General features: G+C 56.2%; 15 protein-coding genes. 6 read left to right on the top strand and 9 right to left on the bottom strand.

What is annotated here, in order from left to right; translation table 11 throughout:
- Positions 1-437 precede the first annotated feature (437 nt).
- On the bottom strand, positions 438-1,718 hold the full coding sequence (locus QRN55_RS19460; RefSeq protein ID WP_284777977.1) for an ABC transporter substrate-binding protein: 1,281 nt from the start codon (positions 1,716-1,718) through the stop codon (positions 438-440).
- A gap of 196 nt (positions 1,719-1,914) precedes the next feature.
- Here QRN55_RS19460 and QRN55_RS19465 point away from each other — a divergent pair, with 196 nt between their 5' ends.
- Genes QRN55_RS19465 through QRN55_RS19490 form a run of 6 tightly spaced genes read left to right on the top strand, consistent with a single transcriptional unit; the run spans position 1,915 to position 10,059 of the window.
- Positions 1,915-4,437: a hypothetical protein gene (locus tag QRN55_RS19465; protein WP_284777978.1), complete on the top strand. Its 2,523-nt coding sequence runs from the start codon at positions 1,915-1,917 to the stop codon at positions 4,435-4,437.
- Between the two features lie 14 nt (positions 4,438-4,451).
- Entirely contained in the window at positions 4,452-5,546 is a 1,095-nt protein-coding gene (bglB, locus tag QRN55_RS19470; protein ID WP_284777979.1) for a beta-galactosidase BglB, read from the top strand.
- Complete coding sequence (gene pglB / locus QRN55_RS19475; protein WP_284777980.1) at positions 5,543-6,895, top strand: polygalacturonase PglB; 1,353 nt, start codon at positions 5,543-5,545, stop codon at positions 6,893-6,895. Before bglB ends, pglB begins: the two co-directional genes overlap by 4 nt.
- Positions 6,895-8,001, top strand: a complete 1,107-nt coding sequence (locus QRN55_RS19480) for an ABC transporter ATP-binding protein (protein ID WP_284777981.1) — start codon at positions 6,895-6,897, stop codon at positions 7,999-8,001. Before pglB ends, QRN55_RS19480 begins: the two co-directional genes overlap by 1 nt.
- A 1-nt stretch (position 8,002) precedes the next feature.
- Positions 8,003-8,998 (top strand): carbohydrate ABC transporter permease, encoded by a 996-nt coding sequence (locus tag QRN55_RS19485; RefSeq protein WP_284777982.1) that lies wholly within the window; start codon positions 8,003-8,005, stop codon positions 8,996-8,998.
- A 2-nt stretch (positions 8,999-9,000) separates the two neighbouring features.
- Positions 9,001-10,059 carry a carbohydrate ABC transporter permease gene (locus QRN55_RS19490; protein WP_284777983.1) on the top strand — a complete coding sequence of 353 codons (1,059 nt, stop codon included), beginning with the start codon at positions 9,001-9,003 and terminating at the stop codon, positions 10,057-10,059.
- Positions 10,060-10,070: 11 nt separating this feature from the next.
- On the opposite strand, the gene QRN55_RS19495 is transcribed toward QRN55_RS19490, so the two are convergent.
- From QRN55_RS19495 to QRN55_RS19530, 8 genes are all read right to left on the bottom strand, one after another.
- Positions 10,071-11,117 (bottom strand): LacI family DNA-binding transcriptional regulator, encoded by a 1,047-nt coding sequence (locus QRN55_RS19495; RefSeq protein ID WP_284777984.1) that lies wholly within the window; start codon positions 11,115-11,117, stop codon positions 10,071-10,073.
- Positions 11,118-11,537: 420 nt separating this feature from the next.
- Positions 11,538-12,260: a GntR family transcriptional regulator gene (locus QRN55_RS19500; RefSeq protein WP_284777985.1), complete on the bottom strand. Its 723-nt coding sequence runs from the start codon at positions 12,258-12,260 to the stop codon at positions 11,538-11,540.
- Positions 12,261-12,449: 189 nt separating this feature from the next.
- Positions 12,450-13,112: a cysteine hydrolase family protein gene (locus tag QRN55_RS19505; protein WP_284777986.1), complete on the bottom strand. Its 663-nt coding sequence runs from the start codon at positions 13,110-13,112 to the stop codon at positions 12,450-12,452.
- A complete protein-coding gene (locus tag QRN55_RS19510) occupies positions 13,109-15,100 on the bottom strand; it encodes a dipeptide ABC transporter ATP-binding protein (RefSeq protein ID WP_284777987.1) in 1,992 nt (663 codons plus the stop codon). Before QRN55_RS19510 ends, QRN55_RS19505 begins: the two co-directional genes overlap by 4 nt.
- Positions 15,097-15,984: an ABC transporter permease gene (locus tag QRN55_RS19515; RefSeq protein ID WP_284777988.1), complete on the bottom strand. Its 888-nt coding sequence runs from the start codon at positions 15,982-15,984 to the stop codon at positions 15,097-15,099. Before QRN55_RS19515 ends, QRN55_RS19510 begins: the two co-directional genes overlap by 4 nt.
- Positions 15,981-16,904, bottom strand: a complete 924-nt coding sequence (locus tag QRN55_RS19520) for an ABC transporter permease (RefSeq protein ID WP_284777989.1) — start codon at positions 16,902-16,904, stop codon at positions 15,981-15,983. Before QRN55_RS19520 ends, QRN55_RS19515 begins: the two co-directional genes overlap by 4 nt.
- Positions 16,905-16,908: 4 nt before the next feature.
- Positions 16,909-18,405 carry an ABC transporter substrate-binding protein gene (locus QRN55_RS19525; RefSeq protein ID WP_284777990.1) on the bottom strand — a complete coding sequence of 499 codons (1,497 nt, stop codon included), beginning with the start codon at positions 18,403-18,405 and terminating at the stop codon, positions 16,909-16,911.
- A 507-nt stretch (positions 18,406-18,912) separates the two neighbouring features.
- Positions 18,913-19,029: an alpha-hydroxy-acid oxidizing protein gene (locus QRN55_RS19530; protein ID WP_284777992.1), complete on the bottom strand. Its 117-nt coding sequence runs from the start codon at positions 19,027-19,029 to the stop codon at positions 18,913-18,915.
- Positions 19,030-19,049 lie beyond the last annotated feature (20 nt).

Here is a 19,049-nt window from a genome sequence, read left to right on the forward strand (position 1 = left end):
CGAGGCGCAGAACGATAACGCCCCAAACTCAAATGATGAATTAGAGGAAGTCATCACACAATACAAGCACATTATACTTTGATATACGATAAATAAGACATTTATATATTAGTAATACTCATTTTATTACTTAAATAATTTCTAATATGGTAGAGCGCTCATTAAACCTTATTCGATGGGAACAAAGACGACATAGCGCTGCGATGGCGATGTCCGCTTATGTCCGGCATCAAGACGGTTTTTATTCATAACGGCGTAACATGTCGCTCATTTTGTGTTTCGGCGTGGGAATATTCCACGCCGAAACAAAAGACCGATGTCCCGAACATTCCTAAACGTTAGGGCGCCCCCATCAACCGGCTAATCTTCCCACAGCACGCTGCGGGAAGATCAAACAGGACTTTCATCTTGGCTTAATAGCGGCGCAGAGCTGCCGCTTACTTTTTGACGTCAACGGCCTCGTTGATCTTCGCCATATCATCTTCCAAAACTTTATAAGTCTGGTCGAGCGTCAATTCACCCACGATCAACTGGCTCATGCGTTGAACGATCTGCTGGTAAACTGCCGATCCACCCTTTTTCTTTTCGAACTCGCGTGCGCCCTGGGGCACGTTCTTCTTGTTGTCCAGAAAGACCTGCATGGACGCTTTGGCGCTCTCGCCCGTCAGCTTGTAGTTCGGATTGCTGATCTCAGCGCCCGTCAGGATCACGTAATTCTCGGCGATTTCCCTTTGTACTTTTTCAGAGCCGAGAAACTCGATGAAATGGGCAACATCTTCGGGGTATTTGGTGCGCTTGAAGCCAACAATAGCGGTCGCGCCAGGCATGGCGTAGCATCCGGCGTCACCACAAGGCGCATTGATGGCTGTCCATTCAAAAGCGTCACCGATCTTGGTCTGGAACGGATTTACCATCCAGTTGCCCGCAAGATAGGTCACGGCATTGCCGTTGACGAACTCGTCCCCCATGCTCTTGTATTGTGATCCGCCAGCGGCGCCCCACATTTCCTTGGGAAAGCTGCCGTTTTGCGTCCAGGAGTAAACATCGGCGATGTATTTCTTCGTAGCGTCGTCAGGAAAACTGAACTTGCCATCCCTCACGTATTTTGCACCATAGGCAAAAGCACCGCCGGAGAAACGGTGACCGGAACGGTCCATGGTAAACGGTATCTGTACGCCCGTTGCCTTTGCCACACGCGCCGAGGCTTCAACGATCTCGCTGAGTTTTGCGGTCGGGCTAGGCAAGGGCTCGCCAGCCTGCTCGAACAGCGTCTTGTTGACGAAAGGCAAGTTCAGGGTCTGCGATGCTACGTAGCCATTGATAGACTTGGGATCGTTGATATTTGGCAGACGAAGTTGATCCAGGCTCACGCCATGCAATTTGGCGTAGGCTTCAGGATCCTTCATGTAGGGGCGCATATCGAGGTAGTAGGGTGCAAGTTGCCAGTCTGTGATCTTGGCGACGTCAGGACCTTCACCAACGGCCAACTGCACCGGTAACTGCTTGGAAACAGCATCGTAGCCGGAAGAAATGAAGTTCACCTTCACGCCAAGATTTGCGGCCTCGAACTCCTTGCTGAGTTCGGACATCCGTTGGACATAGCCTTGGTCATCATCGGTAAAAAGGAACGTGATTGTTCTGGTTTCGGCATGTGCCGCCGCCAGTCCGGCCAATGACGCGATGACAATGGCACTCGCGCCTGAAAAATACTTCAGCATTTAATCCTCCCTATGAAATCATTTTCATAAATCGAACGATAGCTCCCACAATCGTTTCGATTTCCTCTGTTTTGCGACTTGACAAGCGCGTCGTCAAGCTGTTTGTTCGGCGCAAATGATAGAAATTGACGTGTTTATCGTAAATTTTATATCATGAAAAATATTTCATAACGATCGATGGGAGGCGCGATCTATTATGATGAATGTACATGTGGCGGATACGACTACGGAACCTGCTTACGTTGCCCGAAAGGGTGATACGGTTACCGCTTGGATGGTGTCTGACCTGCTGGAAACGTCCTATCCCGGCATTCCCGCACCGGCTGAAGATCGCGTCAACTATCGTTTCATCAATGGATTTGTGGACGTGGGTGATCTGCCCTGCCGCAAGGCCTTCCAAAGTCATATGATCGGTAGAGATATTGCGCCCGAAACCGACTGGGCCGTTTCGCATCTGAATTTGCCCGGCTCCAACCGTCGTGTCGAATTTACCGGATTCTGGCACGTGCCGATGCATGTGCGTCGATGGTTGAAGGGGACATTCCACAGCGAAGAGGCGCGTAATGCCAGATTTCGGCTTTTCACCTGCGGTGGCGTGCGCATTTGGGTCAACGGTGTGGAGCAAGTCCGGTTCGAGCCATTTATTCGTAATGTCGAAAGTCATGTGGATATCATGCTCGCGCTCAAGGCGGGCGATAACGACATTCTAATCCATTGCGAAGATCTGGCAGAGCGCGACATCATCTGGTTCTTTGAACTTGAAGTGACGGATGACACGCCATTGTCCGTCGCTCTGCCTGTGGCGCTTGACCAGCAGGGAACAAAACGTCTTGCGGATTTGGTTCGTGATATCAGACCAGCGCGCGATGTTTTTGTCGGGCAGCCTCTGGAATTGATATTCGATAGCGCGCCAGAAAACGATCTGCCGGTGCATGTGGCGGTTAAAAGCCATGGGCATGAACGAGCTCTGTTGGCAGATGTCGATATGGTGCTGACTGCTGGCCAGACATGTCTCGAAATACCGGAAACGCTTGGCATCGCCGATGGCTATCACGCCGTGAAATTGACCATCGGTTCGGGCAGGGCAAAGGTTGAGCGGGCTATCGATGCCGCCTTCATGACGGATATCGTGGCCACCGCTGGCGATACGGATATCGTCCGCCGGAAAAAAGAGGCTCTGGCGTTTAGTGCAGAGTTCGGAGCCTGGCGCATTGGCCGAGCGTTGGCGATGGTGGCAACTGGCGATGATGATATCGATACGATAACGGACATTGTCGATACGACACTCAAGGCTATAGACCGACGAGAGGACTGCTCGGATTTCGTTCTTATCCCGCTGCTATGGCTGGTACACGCCTACGGTGAGCAACTGCCCGCGACGCTGCGCGAGCGGATTGACGCATCGATCGTGAACTATCGTTATTGGGTGGATGAGCCTGGTAATGACGTCATGTGGTTCTGGAGCGAAAACCACGTTCTCTGCTTCCACACAAGCCAGCTGCTGGCCGGGCGATACTTGCCGGATGCCATTTTCTCGGCGTCAGGACGGACAGGCGCGCAACAGGCGGCAATTGCGCAGGAGCGTCTCTCTCGTTGGTTTGACAGTGTCGAAGCGCACGGTTTGGCCGAGTGGAATTCCGCTGCATACTATCCTGTCGATTTTATCGGTCTTCTTGCCATTGAGCATTGGGCCGAGCCAACTTTGGCTGCAAGAGCGCGTCATCAACTCGATCTGATCTTCGAGATGATCGCTTTGCACACGCTTGCCGGCGTACCGGCTGGCTCTCAAGGCAGAGCCTATGACAAAGAGCTGCGTGCGGGACCGCTTACGGAGCTTGCGCCATTTGCCAAGGTTGCTTTCGGGAAAGGGTGGCTCAACGGTGGCGTGGCGTCGCTGCCGCTCTTCTGCTGCGGAAACTATGTGCCGCCCGCCCGTCTGGATGCACTGACGCAGCTCGATGCGGGGCGCGTGGTGGAGGCGCGCTATGCCCAGGGCTTGGAAAGCGGAAAACTCGTACTTTTTAAAAACGAGGCCGCGCAACTTTCGACTGTTGTTGATCACAAGACAGGCATGAGGGGGCATCAGCAACATGTCCTCGACATCCGACTTGCGGGACACCCGATGGCGCGACTGTGGGTCAATCATCCGGGCGAGGATGATCCCTGGGGAAGTCAGAGGCCATCCTATTGGGCTGGAAACGGCGTTTTGCCACGAGTGGCCCAACATCGTGACCTTGCCTTGATGATTTTCGATACGGACACGCACCGCAACGACTGGACGCATGCTTATTTCGGGCGAGATGGTCTCGATGGCGTTTCTATTGAGGGCAATTGGCTGTTTGCGCGCTCGGATCGTGGCTTTGCCGGGCTTTATGCAACGAACGGCCTGGAGTTAGTCACCACTGGCGCGACCGCCAACCGCGAAATCCGCTCACAGGGGAAACGATGCGGCTGGATCGGGACGATTGGATGCGGAAGTACCAATGACTTCGTGACTTTCCGCAATAAATTGCTTGGCACGCGTGTCAGCTTTGACCCAGAGCAACGCATTCTTTCCGTCAACGCACCGGATCGGCCCAAGGTCGTTTTGACGTGGGATGGTCAGTTCCAAATTGATGGTCAGACGATGGCTTTCGACCATGTCCAACCTTACCCCGCAATCACATTTGACAGCGCAGCGATCGTGAAAAACGAGCCTGCTCCGCTCTTCTATTCATGACTGGAATTAGCGATATGAATCATGCCCCCGTGCACAAACATGATCTCCAAAAGACCATCGATAACGTCGCTGCTGCTTTCAGCCGGTTAAAGGGCATTCAGGAGGGGCTCTCCACTGGTGGTGCGGATGGAAAAATTCAATTCGACGAATGGGATTGGGAAGTCGGCGTCGGTCTCTACGGCTTCCTGCGAAGGGCACTGGCGGCGAATGATCAAAACGCCATCGGCAATCTGGTGGACTGGTATAGCTGGCAAATCGAACGCGGTTTGCCACCGCGCCAGATCAACAGTTCTGCCCCAATGCTGCCGCTAGTCATTTTGACCGAACACGTAGACCGCCCGGATTTCCGGGCGCTGGTGGAGGATTGGGCTCAGTGGCTTGTCCATGAGCTTCCCAAAACTGAAGATGGTGGATTCCAGCATGTGGTTAAGGAGCGCTTGAACGATGGAGAGCTTTGGGACGACACGCTTTTCATGGCCTGCCTGTTTCTTGCCCGTGCCGGAGTTGTCTGCAAGCGGCAGGACTGGATCGATGAAGCCATTTATCAGTTTATGGTCCATGCACGTTATCTGTCCGATCCAGTGACCGGGCTTTGGTATCACGGCTGGACTTTCAACGGGCGCCACAATTTTGCAAATGCCTTCTGGGCGCGCGGCAATTCCTGGATCACCGTTGCCATTCCAGAACTTTTCGAACTCGTGCCGTCCATGGACGAGAAGGACAAGCGCTTTCTTACCAATGTTCTTGCAAGCCAGGTGCGTTCCCTGCTTCGCTATCAGCGGCAGGACGGCATGTTTCATACGCTTGTGGATGACCCGACATCCCCCGTCGAGACATCGGCAACCGCAGGCATCGCTTATGGCATTCTGCGCGGCATCAAATCCGGAATTCTCGACCCCGAAGATCGGTCGAACGCCGAGCGGGCATTAGCGGCGGTGTTGGGCAATATCGATGCGCAGGGTGTTGTCCATGGCGTTTCAGATGGCACCCCTATGGGACATGATCTGGATTTCTATCGTCGTATTCCCAACCTGCCCACGCCCTATGGTCAGGCGCTGACGATGCTGCTGCTGACGGACGTTTTCCTCGAAGAGAACATGGCGGCATGAGCGCCCGTGTCGATATTGCCATCAAGGCAAAGAACGAGGATGCGACCGCTGACATCCAACGCGCAATTGACGACGCGTCACGGAACGGTGGTGGGCGCGTTACGCTGTCGGCTGGTCGGCACGTCAGCGGTGGCCTTCGCCTGAAAAGCGACGTTGAATTACATCTTGAAAAGGATGCGCTCCTCGAATTCCTTGCGGATTACGACGCATATATCGACATGACTGTCTCAGTTCTTGCCGAAAAGTCGGATAGGGCCATGATCGTCGCCGTCGGCGCGCAGAATATCAGCGTAACCGGCTCCGGTCGGATAGAAGCCGGCGGAGAGAGTTTCATCATTGGCAATGACGAGGCGATGGGAACCTACATTCCCGCACATTTCCGCCCTCGAGTCATGGTGTTTGAACATTGCCAAAACGTGCGACTAAAAGACTTCACGGTGGCCAACTCGCCCATGTGGACGTTGCATATGGTCAATTGCGAAAATTTGCTTGTCCGTCAGGTATGCATTCTCAACGACCGTCGCTTGCCCAACACCGACGGGATCGTGCTGGATGCATGCCGCGAGGTGGTGATTGAGGCGTGCGATATCTCAACGGCGGACGATGGCATTTGCCTCAAGACCAGTGCCGGTGCAAATGGGCGCGCAGTGGGTATATGCGAAAATGTCAGTGTCCGTCATTGCAAGGTGTCCAGCCTCAGCTGTGCCCTTAAACTTGGCACAGAATCTTTCGGCGACTTCCGGAATGTGACGTTCGAGGACTGCCAAGTGATTGATTCCAATCGTGGGCTTGGGCTGTTTTCACGAGACGGCGGCGAAATGCGAAACATTCGTTTTTCCAGGATAGAGGTCGATTGCCAGGAGACGAGGGACGGTTTTTGGGGATCAGGCGAAGCACTGACGGTAACGGTGGTGGACAGAAAGCCGGATCGTCCTGCAGGCAGGATCGAAAACCTTGTTGTAGAACACCTCACCGGTCGCATGGAGGGGGCGATCAACCTCATTTCCACCTCCGATGCAGGAATTCATAACGTTGCACTGAACCATATTTCATTGCGCCAAGCTGCTGGAAAACTTGGAACAGGTCGTCGATACGATCTTCGCCCAACCAATGCGGATATTGCCCCCAGCGTGGACGCTGCGGGACGGGCAAATGCGTGGACGTTGGGTACGGATGGCCGCGTTATCGGTCTTGAAGATTATCCCGGCGGCATGCCTGCAATTTATCTTGCTGGTGTTCACCGCCTGACGACGAGTGATGTTGATATGAACAGAACAAAACCTTTGCCAGCTGGCTGGAACGTAAATGAAATCGTCACGATGACGCGTGCGCTTGAAGGGAGCAAGTGATGGGAAATCTGAAGCTTGCAAAACTCAACAAGGCGTTCGGTGCTGTCCACGTGCTGCACGATATCGATCTTGAAGTGAAGGATGGGGAATTCGTCGTCTTCGTGGGACCGTCAGGATGCGGGAAATCAACGCTTCTGCGCATCATTGCTGGTCTGGAAGATGTGAGCTCCGGTACTATCACGATTGGAGACCGGGACGTCAGCGCCCTCTCGCCTGCTGAGCGTAAAATCGCCATGGTGTTCCAATCCTACGCGCTTTACCCGCATATGAGCGTTCGAAAGAACCTTGCTTTCGGATTGGAAAACCTCAGGTTCAAGCCTGCGGAAATCGAAAGCCGCATCAACGAAGCTGCGCGAATGCTCGCCATCGAGCCTTATCTCGACCGTAAACCCAAGCAATTGTCCGGCGGGCAGCGCCAGCGTGTTGCGATCGGTCGCGCCATTGTTCGCGAGCCTGACCTTTTCCTCTTCGACGAGCCCTTGTCCAATCTGGACGCAGCCTTGCGTGTGCAGACCCGTGCGGAAATAACCCGTCTTCACCGTGATATCAAAACGACCATGATCTACGTGACCCACGATCAGGTCGAAGCCATGACCATGGCCGATAAGATTGTGGTCCTGCGTGCAGGACGGGTGGAGCAGGTGGGCAGTCCGCTTGAACTTTTTGACCATCCCCGCAATCTCTTCGTCGCAGGCTTCCTCGGATCTCCGCGCATGAACATCCTCAAGGGGACTGTTCAAGGCACCGGAGACGATGGTGTGATGATTGACGCTGGCTACGGCGTGCAACTGTCCTGCCTGCTCGATCCCTCTTCGGTCGAAGAAGGGCAACCGGTTTTGATCGGAGTAAGGCCCTCTCACTTCACGCTGACGCAAGGTGATGGGCTGCCTTTCGAAGTCCAGTACCATGAGAGCCTTGGAACGGAGACCTATATTTACGGCAATATTCAGGGCCGAAAAGAACCGATCATCGTGCATCAGGCTGGCCATTTTGCTCCGACACAAGGGGCTATACTCAACATCATGCCGGTGCGCGAACGGATCCATATTTTTGATCCTTCAACCGAACTGGCTCTGCCACGTATCGGAACCGGAGAAAGGGGCTGATATGACTCGCCAGAGGATTGCCCAGCTCGCCGACCGCGCTCTTGAGGGCGGGATGGCACTCGTGGAACGACCGATCAATGTCGTGGAACGGCTGATCGGCAGAAAGCGCATGCCGTATATCTTCCTGATGCCGAACATGGTTCTCTTCGGCATTTTCACCTTTCTGCCAATTGCCATTGCCGTAGGTTATGCCTTTACCGGCGGCACGGAACTTCTGATAACCAACAGGCCCTATGTCGGCTTCGACAATTTCAGCAAACTGCTGGATTGCACAAGCTATATGGAACCGGGAAGCTGCCAGGAATCCCTGTTCTGGACCGCGGTCTGGAATACGCTCTGGTTCGTCGCCTTCAATGTCGTGGCAACATTGTTGGTGGCGCTGATTACCGCGCTCATTCTCAATCGGGCTATGGCCGCGCGCGGCTTTTTTCGAGCGATGTTTTTCTATCCAGTCCTGCTGTCTCCGGTCGTCATTGGACTCATCTGGAAATGGTTTCTTGATCGAAATGGCCTGCTTAATGCCTTCCTGCAAATGCTGGGCGTGCCTCCAGAAATTTTCCTGCTGGATGTTGGCTGGTCGCGGTTCTTTGTCGTCGTTGTATCCGTCTGGTTCCACATGGGATTTTACACGCTGATCCTGCTGGCAGGGCTCCAGGCTATTCCAAAGGATCTCTATGAGGCTGCGGCCATCGATGCAGCGTCACCCCGGCGCGTTCTACTACGCATCACCCTGCCCTTGCTTGCGCCCAATCTGCTCGTGGTTCTGATCCTGCTGATGATCCGTTCCGTGCAGATTTTCGATGAGGCCTGGGTTTTGACCAATGGTGGCGGTCCTGGCACGGCTAATACCTTTGTCGTGCAGTATATTTACCAGATGGCCTTCGGCAGCGATCTGCGACTGTTCGGCCTTGCTTCCGCCGCCTCTGTTCTCATGGGGCTGGTCCTGCTGGTGTTGACGCTCGTACAACTGCGCCTTGGCCGAAAGATGGAGTCGTGATCATGTCCGGCAATCGAAACGCGATCGGCTTTTTAACCAGAACCCGCCGTCCCGGCCGCATCGGGCTCACTGATATTCTCTCTTGGGTTTGGCTTGTTGGCGGAACGATAGCAGTGCTAGTGCCTGTCGTCTGGGCGGCCATGTCTTCGCTGAAACCGGAAGCGGAAATCACGCGCTTTCCGCCGAGCTTGTTGCCACGTGCAGCGGTTCAAGTCGAGGTTCAGGGTTACGATAGGCCCCTCAGCCTGTGGAATGCACCTGTCGATGGTGAGACAAAAGAAATGGCGATGGTGCGGCGCATCGGGTTGCGAGCGCAGATGGTCGACCCGGCAAACCCCGGTCCGCCAGTGAGTGTCGATACGCGGGAGATAACACCCGTCCAGCGCCTGACGGTCGCAACGCAGAACTTCACGGACCCGCTGACGCGGTTCAGCTTCCTTACATTCCTGAAAAACTCGGTTTTTGTGACTGTTGTTGCGACCATGTTGACGCTGATCGTCAACGCGATGGCGGCATTTGCCCTGTCAAAATACAAATTCCGGGGTGATAAGGCGATCTTTGTGCTGATTATCTCCACGCTCATGATACCGCTGACCGTTGTCATGGTACCGGCTTACCTCGTCATCGTTGGCGTCGGGCTTGTCGATAATCTCTGGGGCGTCATCATCCCCACGGTTGCTACACCAACCGGGGTGTTTCTTCTCAGGCAATATATGTTGACCATTCCAGATGAACTCATCGAGGCGGCTCGTGTGGATGCGGCCAGTGAGTTCCGGATTTTCTGGCGTATCATTCTGCCGCTGACGGCACCGGCCCTCGCCGTTCTGGCGATCTTTTCGGTGCTATGGCGTTGGAACGACTTTCTCTGGCCCCTCATCGTGTTGAGCAGCCGTGAAAACTTTACGCTTCAAGTTGGACTGAACGCATTCCAAGGCGAGTTTTCCGTGCAGTGGCACTATATTCTGGCGATGACGTTCCTCAGTCTTGCGCCTGTGACTGTGGTCTTCCTGTTTCTTCAGCGGTATATCACCACCGGCATTTCCGGCACGGGGATGAAGTAGGACACTACGGCCTATCTCGGGGGTGGCGCGATGCTATCTCTGAGAATGAGACGACATCCAAGTTCCAGACGATGCGCTGGACGTGAAGGATCGTTGGCAAGAAGACGTTGTTCCAGCAAAGACAATGCTGCCCCACCCAGCCTGTCGGCTGGTAGTTGAATGGTACTGAGCGGCGGAGAACTGAACGCCGAGGGCATGATGTCGTCAAAGCCCAGCACCGAGATGTCTTTGGGAACGCTTACGCCAGCGTCCGACAATGCCTTTAAACAACCAAGAGCGAGATTATCAGCGGCACAGAAAATTGCCGTCGCGCCGCGAAGCGGCAGCTCTTCTTCGAGAAGGTGACGGATGGCTGCTTGACCGTGGCTGGGCTCATAGCCATCAGCTTCGAAGACCATATTGATGGGAAGCGGAAGGCCTGCAGCCAGAAACGCATCATTATATCCATCATAGCGACGGCGGATCGTGGTGCGACCCTTCCATGTAATATGCAATATTGTCCGGTGGCCTACATTCAGTAACTGCTCTATGCCAAGGCGTGCGCCGAAACGGTTTTCGGCAGTCACCGTATCAACGACCATCGCAGGGTCTTCGCCATTGATCAAAACGACCGGTCTCTGCTGAGATGACAGCTTTTGCACGAGGTCTTGTCTGTCGTCGTTCAGAATGACGATGCCATCCACATTGCCGGTTTCCGCAGCTTCACGAACCTCGTCCGCGTCTATTTTGTTGCTGCGGCTGATGAGTGGAACAATGCGCACGCCACGCGTTTCGCATGCGCGACGAAACCCGTTCAGCATCGTCCAGCTCACCATATTGAGATCACTTTGTGGAGCTGCGTCATTGGTCATGGCCAGCAGGACGACGCGCAAAGTGGTGATGGTTGCTTTTTGTCTACGACTTTCCAGATAGCCAAGGGAGCGGGCAGCTTCCAACACCCGTTCACGGACATCAACTGTAAGCTTGGCAGTCCCATTTATGGCGTGTGAGGCCGTGCTAAGGGAGACATTTGCCGCACGGGCGACATCCTTCAAAGTCTGTTTTTTTTCGACCGTCATAGAGCCAGTCGGTGTCCAACACACCCCAGCGCATGGTCTTGATAATGTGGAGTTTCATTCACTGCGGCGAGTTTCCGTAATGCCTACTTCAACAGACGTGACTTAGTCTTTCGACGCTACAGCATCGCCAGGAAAAACGGAATCTATTTCTACAGTTTGTCAGGGTTACGGGGATGACGCGGAACTGATTTGCCGAGTAACCAATGAGGTCAGCCCGAAACTTACACCCCCCTGAAGGCTAAGCGTCTGGTGGGCAGACACGCGCTCCCATACGCCGACCTAGTTAAGCGGGTTAAACGCTTGTCGACGGCAATAGCTTTTAGAACCCAAAGCGCGTGATTGAGAACATTGGCTGTCTTTACCAGACCGGACAGGTTCGTCCCAGCGGTAACTTATAGATCCGCGCCAACCGTCAGCCCGTCACGTTCTCATTTGCAGCGTTCGCGCACTGCTCAGATTCTGTTTTCCGCGTTCTTCCATCTCCGCGACCAGCAATTGAAAGCTGCGGTTTATGTCATCGGTGACGGCTTGGGATACTGCGGCCTTGTCGCGCGCTGTCAGGCCTTCGATGATGCGCAAATGCAGTTCGGTGCCACGACCGTCGCGCGCATCGAAACTGTCGGCAGATTGCCGCATTGCCGGGCCGATCTGGAGCCAGAGGCTTTCGATGAAGGGCATCAGGGTGCTGGAGCCGGCGATGGCATAGAGCGTGAAGTGGAACTGCATGTTGAGCTGCACGCTGGTCGGGATATCGCGGGCGTCATCCGCCTTCTTTTCTGCGTCCAGCAAGGTTTGCAGTCTGTCGATATCTTTCGCGGTGACGCGCTCGGTTGCCATTTCGGCGGCCAGTGTTTCCATAGCGAGCCTGACCCTGCGCAGATCGTCGATCCGGTCCAGCGTCATGATCGGTACGCGGGCGCTGCGATTAGGGGCAGCTTCAAGGGCACGTTCCGTGACGAGCTGGCGAATGCTTTCGCGCACCGGCTGAGACGATGTGCCGAAAACCTCTGCCAATTCGATAATCTTCAGCGGATGGCCCGGCTGAAAACGACCCATCATCAGCAATTCGCGCAGTTGGGTGTGGATGCGTGTCTGGATGGTTTCCGCATTGATGATGCGCAGATCAGACAGAGGTTGGCCCATAGTTTCTTTTTCTTTCTTGAACATTCGACCGTCAGTTAACCCCGACAGATCAGCATCCGGCGCTGACATCGCATTGTATGTCCTTTTACTTAATTTAAACCAGGTCGTGTCGTCAAAGCTGATGGCGGGTTCTCGTTCCCCCCAACATATTTTCGCAGTAGCGCCGTTTGATAGCCTTCAGCGGGACGATCACAGAAGCTCTGACGATGCACCCGTCTCTGCAAAACTTTGCGTGACCGAGCGCAACCCGGCTATATGGCCGTCTTCCGTGGGGGCCGAGACAAGATCAAGGGGCATCCAGGTTCGGAAATCGCGCTGCATGGCGCTGCGCACCGTGCTTTCGCAGCAGATATTGGTGGCCGTCCCTGTAACGATCAGATCGCGCCGTCCGTCTGCGCGCAATTTTGCCTCGATATCGGTCTGGAGAAAGGCATCGAAGCGTGGCTTGTCTACGATCCAGTCCTGGTCATGCACCGGCATTTCGGGGTCGAGCCCATGCATGGGGTTGCCGGGGGAGAGTGCTGCGGCTGCACCGCCGCGTTTGTCGGGGCCGACGAAATTGTCGAGATAGGTTGACCAATAGTTTTCCGATCCCGATGGCCCCATCGTGGTTCTAAACCAGACGATGCGAGCGCCCCGCGCCCGGCAAAGCTTGGCGAAGTCACCGATCCCGGTGAAAAAATCCCGCGTCTGCCCCGGCAACAGGCCACGAAACGGCGCGTCCTGTGCGGTCCAGGCCAGTTGTAGGTTCATGATGAGAACGGCAGTGGCACCCATATCCGGCTTGCCATAGACGGGTGCGCCGCCACGGCGATAACCGGCTTGGGCGACGATGGAATCGATGAAGCTCATGCGGCGGCTCCGGGGTTGAGACAGGCCACGCGGACGGCATCGCGGGGCACAAGTGCCGGGTCCTGTGCTGCACAGGCATCACTGGATACGTTGCAGCGACGGCGGAAGGCGCAGCCTGCGGGCGGGTTTGCCGGGTCGGGATATTCAGGCGCAAGGCCGCCGAGGGCCGGTTTGCTTTTGGCCCGCGTCGTGCTCAGCAACAGACTGGTATAGGGATGCGACGGTTGCCGGAACAGCGCTTCGGTCGGCCCTGTCTCGATGATCCGCCCGAAATACATCACCGCGACACGATCCGCCATGGCGCGGATGACGTTGAGATCGTGGCTGATCAGCACATAGGTCAGATTGAGCTCCGCCCGCAGATCCTTAAGCAAATTGAGGATCTGGGCCTGAACCGACACATCGAGCGCCGAGGTCGGTTCATCGCAAATGACGATTTCCGGCTTGAGGATCAGTGCCGAGGCAATGGCGACGCGCTGGCGCTGGCCTCCCGAAAGCTGCGAGGGTTGGCTGGCCGCAACGCGTGCGGGCAGACCGCACAGATCCATGAGGCGCCGGGCCTCCTGCGCCCGCTCTGCAGCGGTGCCGATCTGGTGGATATCCAGCGGAAGACGGATGGTTTCCTCCACCGTGCGGCGGGGATTGAGCGAGGAATAGGGATCCTGGAAAACCGGCTGCACCGCGCGGGCGCGGTCACGGCGGCCGAGTTCGGCAATCGGCTGGCCCTTGATGCGCACCATGCCGCTGGCGGGAACTTCAAGCCCCAGCAGCGCCCGTGCGAGGGTGGATTTTCCTGACCCGCTTTCGCCGACGAGGCCGAGGATTTCGCCCTGTTTGACCTCCAAATCGATGCCACGCAGCGCCTGAACGGTCTTTTTTGCGCCGAACATGCTGCGGCGTACGCTGTAACGTTGCTCGACGCCGCTAACGAGAAGCGCTGTCGGTGCCTCTGCACGACCCGCGGGCGCGGTCACGGCTGGCGGGGGAACGGGATCGACATGGCGCTCAGACACCTGTTCTGCCGTTAGCACACACAGCATGCGATGGGAATCGCCCTGCCAGGGTATGGGGCCGCTACAGGCCTCATGCGCGAGCGGACATCGCGACCGGAATTGACAGCCGGAGGCGTCGCCGATCAGCGAGGGCACGACACCGGGCAAGAAGCCCAGCCGGGCATCGGGGCCGGTGGCGCCCTCTTTCGGCACACAGGCCAGCAGCGCGCAGGTATAGGGGTGCAAGGGATTGCCGAGCACCTCGGCTGCCGTTCCGACCTCCACGAACTCACCCGCATACATGACCGCGATGCGGTCGGCGATGCGGCTGACGACGTTGAAATCATGGGTGACCAGAATGATGGCGAGGCCGAGTTTTTTCTGAATGTCCTTCAGCAGATCAATGATCTGTGCCGAGATCGTCGCATCGAGCGCGGTCGTCGGTTCGTCGGCGATCAGCAAATCCGGCGAGGTCATCAGCGCCATGGCGATCATCACGCGCTGGCGCAAGCCGCCGGAAAGCTGGTGCGGATATTGCGACAGGCGTCCTTCGGGGTCGGGAACGCCACAAATCTCCAGCAATTCCACGGCACGCCTGCGGGCCTCTGCCCGGCCTGTCTCAGGCCGATGCCGCAATGTGCCCTCGACAAGCTGCTCGCCGATCGTCCAGGAGGGGTTGAGCGAGGTCATCGGGTCCTGAAAGACCATGGCGATGCGGTCGCCGCGTAGCGGCTCCATTCCGAGGTCATCCAGCTTTTCGATGTTGTTGCCGCCAAAATCGATGACGCTGGCTTTGCGCAGCGCCTTGGGCGGCAACAGGTTCATCAGCGACAGAGAGGTCAGCGACTTGCCGCTGCCGGACTCGCCGACGATGCACAGCGTTTCACCGCGCATGACATCGAAATCGATGCCGCGCACGGCATGGAGCGGTCCCTTGGCGGTTTTGATTGTGACGGACAGGTCGCGGACGCGCAGGACAGGCGTTTCAACGTTCATGTTCGTTCCTTGGGGGCGATCAGGTTGCGAAGACCGTCACCGACGAGATTGATCGCCAGCACGAGAAGCATCAGGGTGAAACCGGCAATGGTGATCAGCCACGGATTGACGCCGATAAAGCTGCGCCCCTCCGACATCATCAGCCCCCAGGACGGTTCAGGTGCCTGAATGCCAAGGCCGAGGAAGCTGAGGGCCGCTGCGGCGAGGATGCATTGCGCCATCTCGAAGGTGAAGATGATGACGATCTGGCTCGATACATTGGGCAGGATTTCGGTGCGGATGACGCGCCCTTCGGACGCGCCCATGGCGCGGGCACGCGTAACGAAATCCTGAGAGGCGACTTGGCGCACCGTGGTGCGCATCACCACCGCAAAGCGATCCCAATGGGTCAGCGCCAGAACGACGACAACAATGACGACACCGGAACCGGCGATATTGAGGATCGCCAGCGCCAGCAGAAGCGATGGCAAGGCAAGGCGCACGGAGATGATGAAATTGACGATACGGTTGGCGACGCCACCGAAGACGCCCGCAATCACGCCCATGGTCACGCCGATCAGCATGGCGATGGCCGCCGCCCCAAGTCCGACGATCAGGGAAATACGGGTGCCGTAGATAAGTCGGGACAGATAGTCGCGACCAAAGGCGTCGGTGCCGAACGGATATGTCCAGGTCCCCCCCGCCCAGACCGGTGGCTTCAAGCGGGCAAGAAGGCTCTGCTTATAGGGATCGAAGGGCGCAAATTGCGGCGCGAAAATCGCCAGAACGACGAAAGCGACCAGAAGCACGACGCCGAAGCGAAAGCCTGCCGTGCCCGGTATTTTCAGGAATGTGCGACGCGCTGTAACTGCGGTGTCCGTTGGAGTTGTTGCTTGCGTGCTCATGTGTCTGCACTCATCAGGCGGGGGTCCAGCGCTGCATTCAGCAGGTCCGAAACCATGTTGAGGATGACGAAGATCATGGCAACCACCAGAACGACGGCCTGCACGACGGGATAATCCGAGCGCTGGATGCCGTTCCACGCCAGAAGTCCGATGCCATTGAGCGAGAAGACGCTTTCCACGACGATGGAGCCTCCCAGCATGAAGCCGAATTGCACGGTGGCAATCGAAACGATGGGCAGGATGGCGTTGCGCAGCGCATGTTTGAACAGCACCGTGCGGCGCGGCAGGCCCTTGGCACGCGCTGTGCGGATATAATCCGACGACAGCACGTCGATCATTCCGGCGCGCGCAAGCCGCAAGAGCACCGGCATGACGAACCAGGCGAGCGTCATGGCCGGCATGACGAAGCTGGCCCAGCTTTGATTGCCTGAAATCGGCAAGACCTTGAGATTGACCCCGAAGAGCACGATGAGCAGCAGGCCCACCCAGTAAGGCGGCATCGCCTGACCCAGAACCGCCATCCAAAGACAGATACGATCCAGCAGCGAACCGGGCTTTGTGGCGCATAGAACGCCAAGCGGCACCGAGATCACCAGGCCGAGCAATAGCGAGGAACAGGCAAGGGTGACGGTGACGGGCAGACGGTCGAAGATCAGGGTCAAGACATCTTCCTGGCTGAAATAGGACGTACCGAGATTGCCACGCAGGGCCTGGCCAGCCCAGGACAGGTACTGCACGACCAGTCCCTGATCGAGACCATAGACCTCTCGCAGCCGCTCAAGCTCTTCCGCACTTGCATCGAGACCGCCCATGGCGATGGCGAGATCGCCGGTGGACTGCACCAGAACGAAGGCGATGATCGAGACCGCAAGACACACCGCCACGGTTTCGAATATCTTTTTAAGGACGTAAGCTCCCATCCGACTACTTCGCCCAGCCCATCAGATACATCAGCGGATAGCCATCTGACGGCGGCTGGAAATCGAGGCCATCGCGATATCCGTAGTTCACGATGCGGGTGACCAGCGGAATATTCAGCACTTGATCGGCCATTTTCGAGAAGCCCTTGGTGTAGAGTTCCAGGCGCTTGTCCTTGTCGATGGTGCTGGCCGCCTCGGCGAACCAGTCATTGATTTCCTTGTCGCGGACATAGTCGCCCTTTCCTTCCTGGAAGAAAAAGGGCGTGATCGCCGACACGTCATAGACACCGTTCGAAGGCCACGGCACAACGCCCATGGAAATCTTGCCCGCGAAGTAATCCTTCACCCAGGCCGATGTTTCCTGCTGATTGACGGTGGCGCGGATGCCGATATCGTGCAGATTGCCGACGACAGCCTCGGCAATTCTAGCATTTTCGACAAAGGCAGCAATCGAGGTCTCGAAGCCATCGGGAAAGCCGGATTTCGCCAGATACTCCTTGGCCTTATCGACATTGTACTCGTATTTGGTGACCTCCTGAATGCAGCCGAACTGCCGCGGGTGACATGGAGCATTCAGCGCCACAGAGTCACCACCCTGCAAAACCGCAGCGATACCCTCCCGGTCGATGGCATGGATCATCGCCTTGCGGACATTGATGTCCTGAGCGGGATTGGGGCCAACGCGACCGGTTGGATCGAGCGACAGGAATGTCACGACTGTCGAGCTGCCGGTGACGGTCTTGATACCCTCGGACAACTGAAGTTCCAGCACCTGATCGGGCGTGACGTTCCAGAGGAAGTCTACCCGACCCGATGTCAGTTCCGCGATGCGGGTTTGCGGATCGGTGATGCTCAGCACGGTCATGCCGTCAAAGCGGGGCTTGCCCCAGTCCGCATCGTAATAGGTTTCGTTGCGCACCAGCGTCACCTGCTGTCCGGCCTCGAAGCTCTTGACCTTGTATGGACCGGTGCCGACGGGTGCACGGCCGAATTCGGCGGCATCCATTTTGGGATGGGTCTGGTCGGGAAGGATAAACAGTGTCTGCGACAGGCGGTCGATGGCCGAAGGCGTCGGCTTGGTCAGATGCATGCGCAGGGAATATTCGCCGGTCTTTTCGATGTTGTCGATAAAGCCGTAATCCGCCTGGGCTGATATCTTCGACTCTGGGTTCTTGATGAAGTTCATCGTGTAGACGACGTCGTCGGCATTGAAGGCTTCACCATTGCTGAAGGTGACGCCCTTGCGCAGTTCGAAATCGATGGTTTTGTCATCCACCCACTTCCACGAGGTCGCCAGCGCCGGGCGTGCCTCGCCCGCACTGTTGCGATAGAGCAGATGCTCCAGAACATTGCGCATCACCAGCTGCGCAGAACCCTTGTTGGTTGCGTAGGGGTTCATCGTCTCAAGCTGGCTGTCAAAACCCCAGGTCACCGTGTTCTCGGCCTTGCCGGCCATTGCTGGCGTTGCCGCAATAGCAGCCAGCACGAGAGTGGAAATCATCACGCTCTTCATTGAAGTTCCCGTTTTTTGTAGCGCCGTTTTGGCTGCCGTTCCCTTATTTGATCAAATATCAAAAATTCACATTTATGCCGACCTGTCAATCGTCCTGTCGGAACATGGGGTCGCTGCTGGTATCTGACTTCAGGTTAAGAAGAGGGTGATTTGGACATGAATTCTGCTCTGAGAAACCAGACTGAAAGCAGACTGAAAGCAGATCAAATTTCGCATTCAGACCGAGTGCCGCCTATCTGTAGCAACGGCAATTCCCGAAATGACGATCGACACTCTACCTTGCCCAAAGCAGCGTCCTCAGTTCGCCTCAACGCATTGAAGAAATGAAATTTTTCGGGATTTTTGGATAAGCTACCGCCGCATCGTCGGCAAGAAAATGGAATGCGCTCGACACCGCGTGTCGGAGGGAATTCCCTACGGTCGCTTCAGGTCACCGGCCCAAGTGTCAGTTTTACGCCGGTGACTGCATGATGATACAAAATGGCCGTCCGAAAACTAGACCGGCCTGACCTGCCGAAGAAACTGTGTATTCAGATCATCGAGGCTGCTCACACCAAGTAAGGCCATGTTTCGGTCGATCTCTTCGCTCAACAATTGAACCGCGTGCGTCACACCGGCATGTCCAACCCCTT

The sequence above is a fragment of the Agrobacterium sp. lyk4-40-TYG-31 genome, from assembly GCF_030209855.1.
GTDB lineage: Bacteria > Pseudomonadota > Alphaproteobacteria > Rhizobiales > Rhizobiaceae > Agrobacterium > Agrobacterium vaccinii.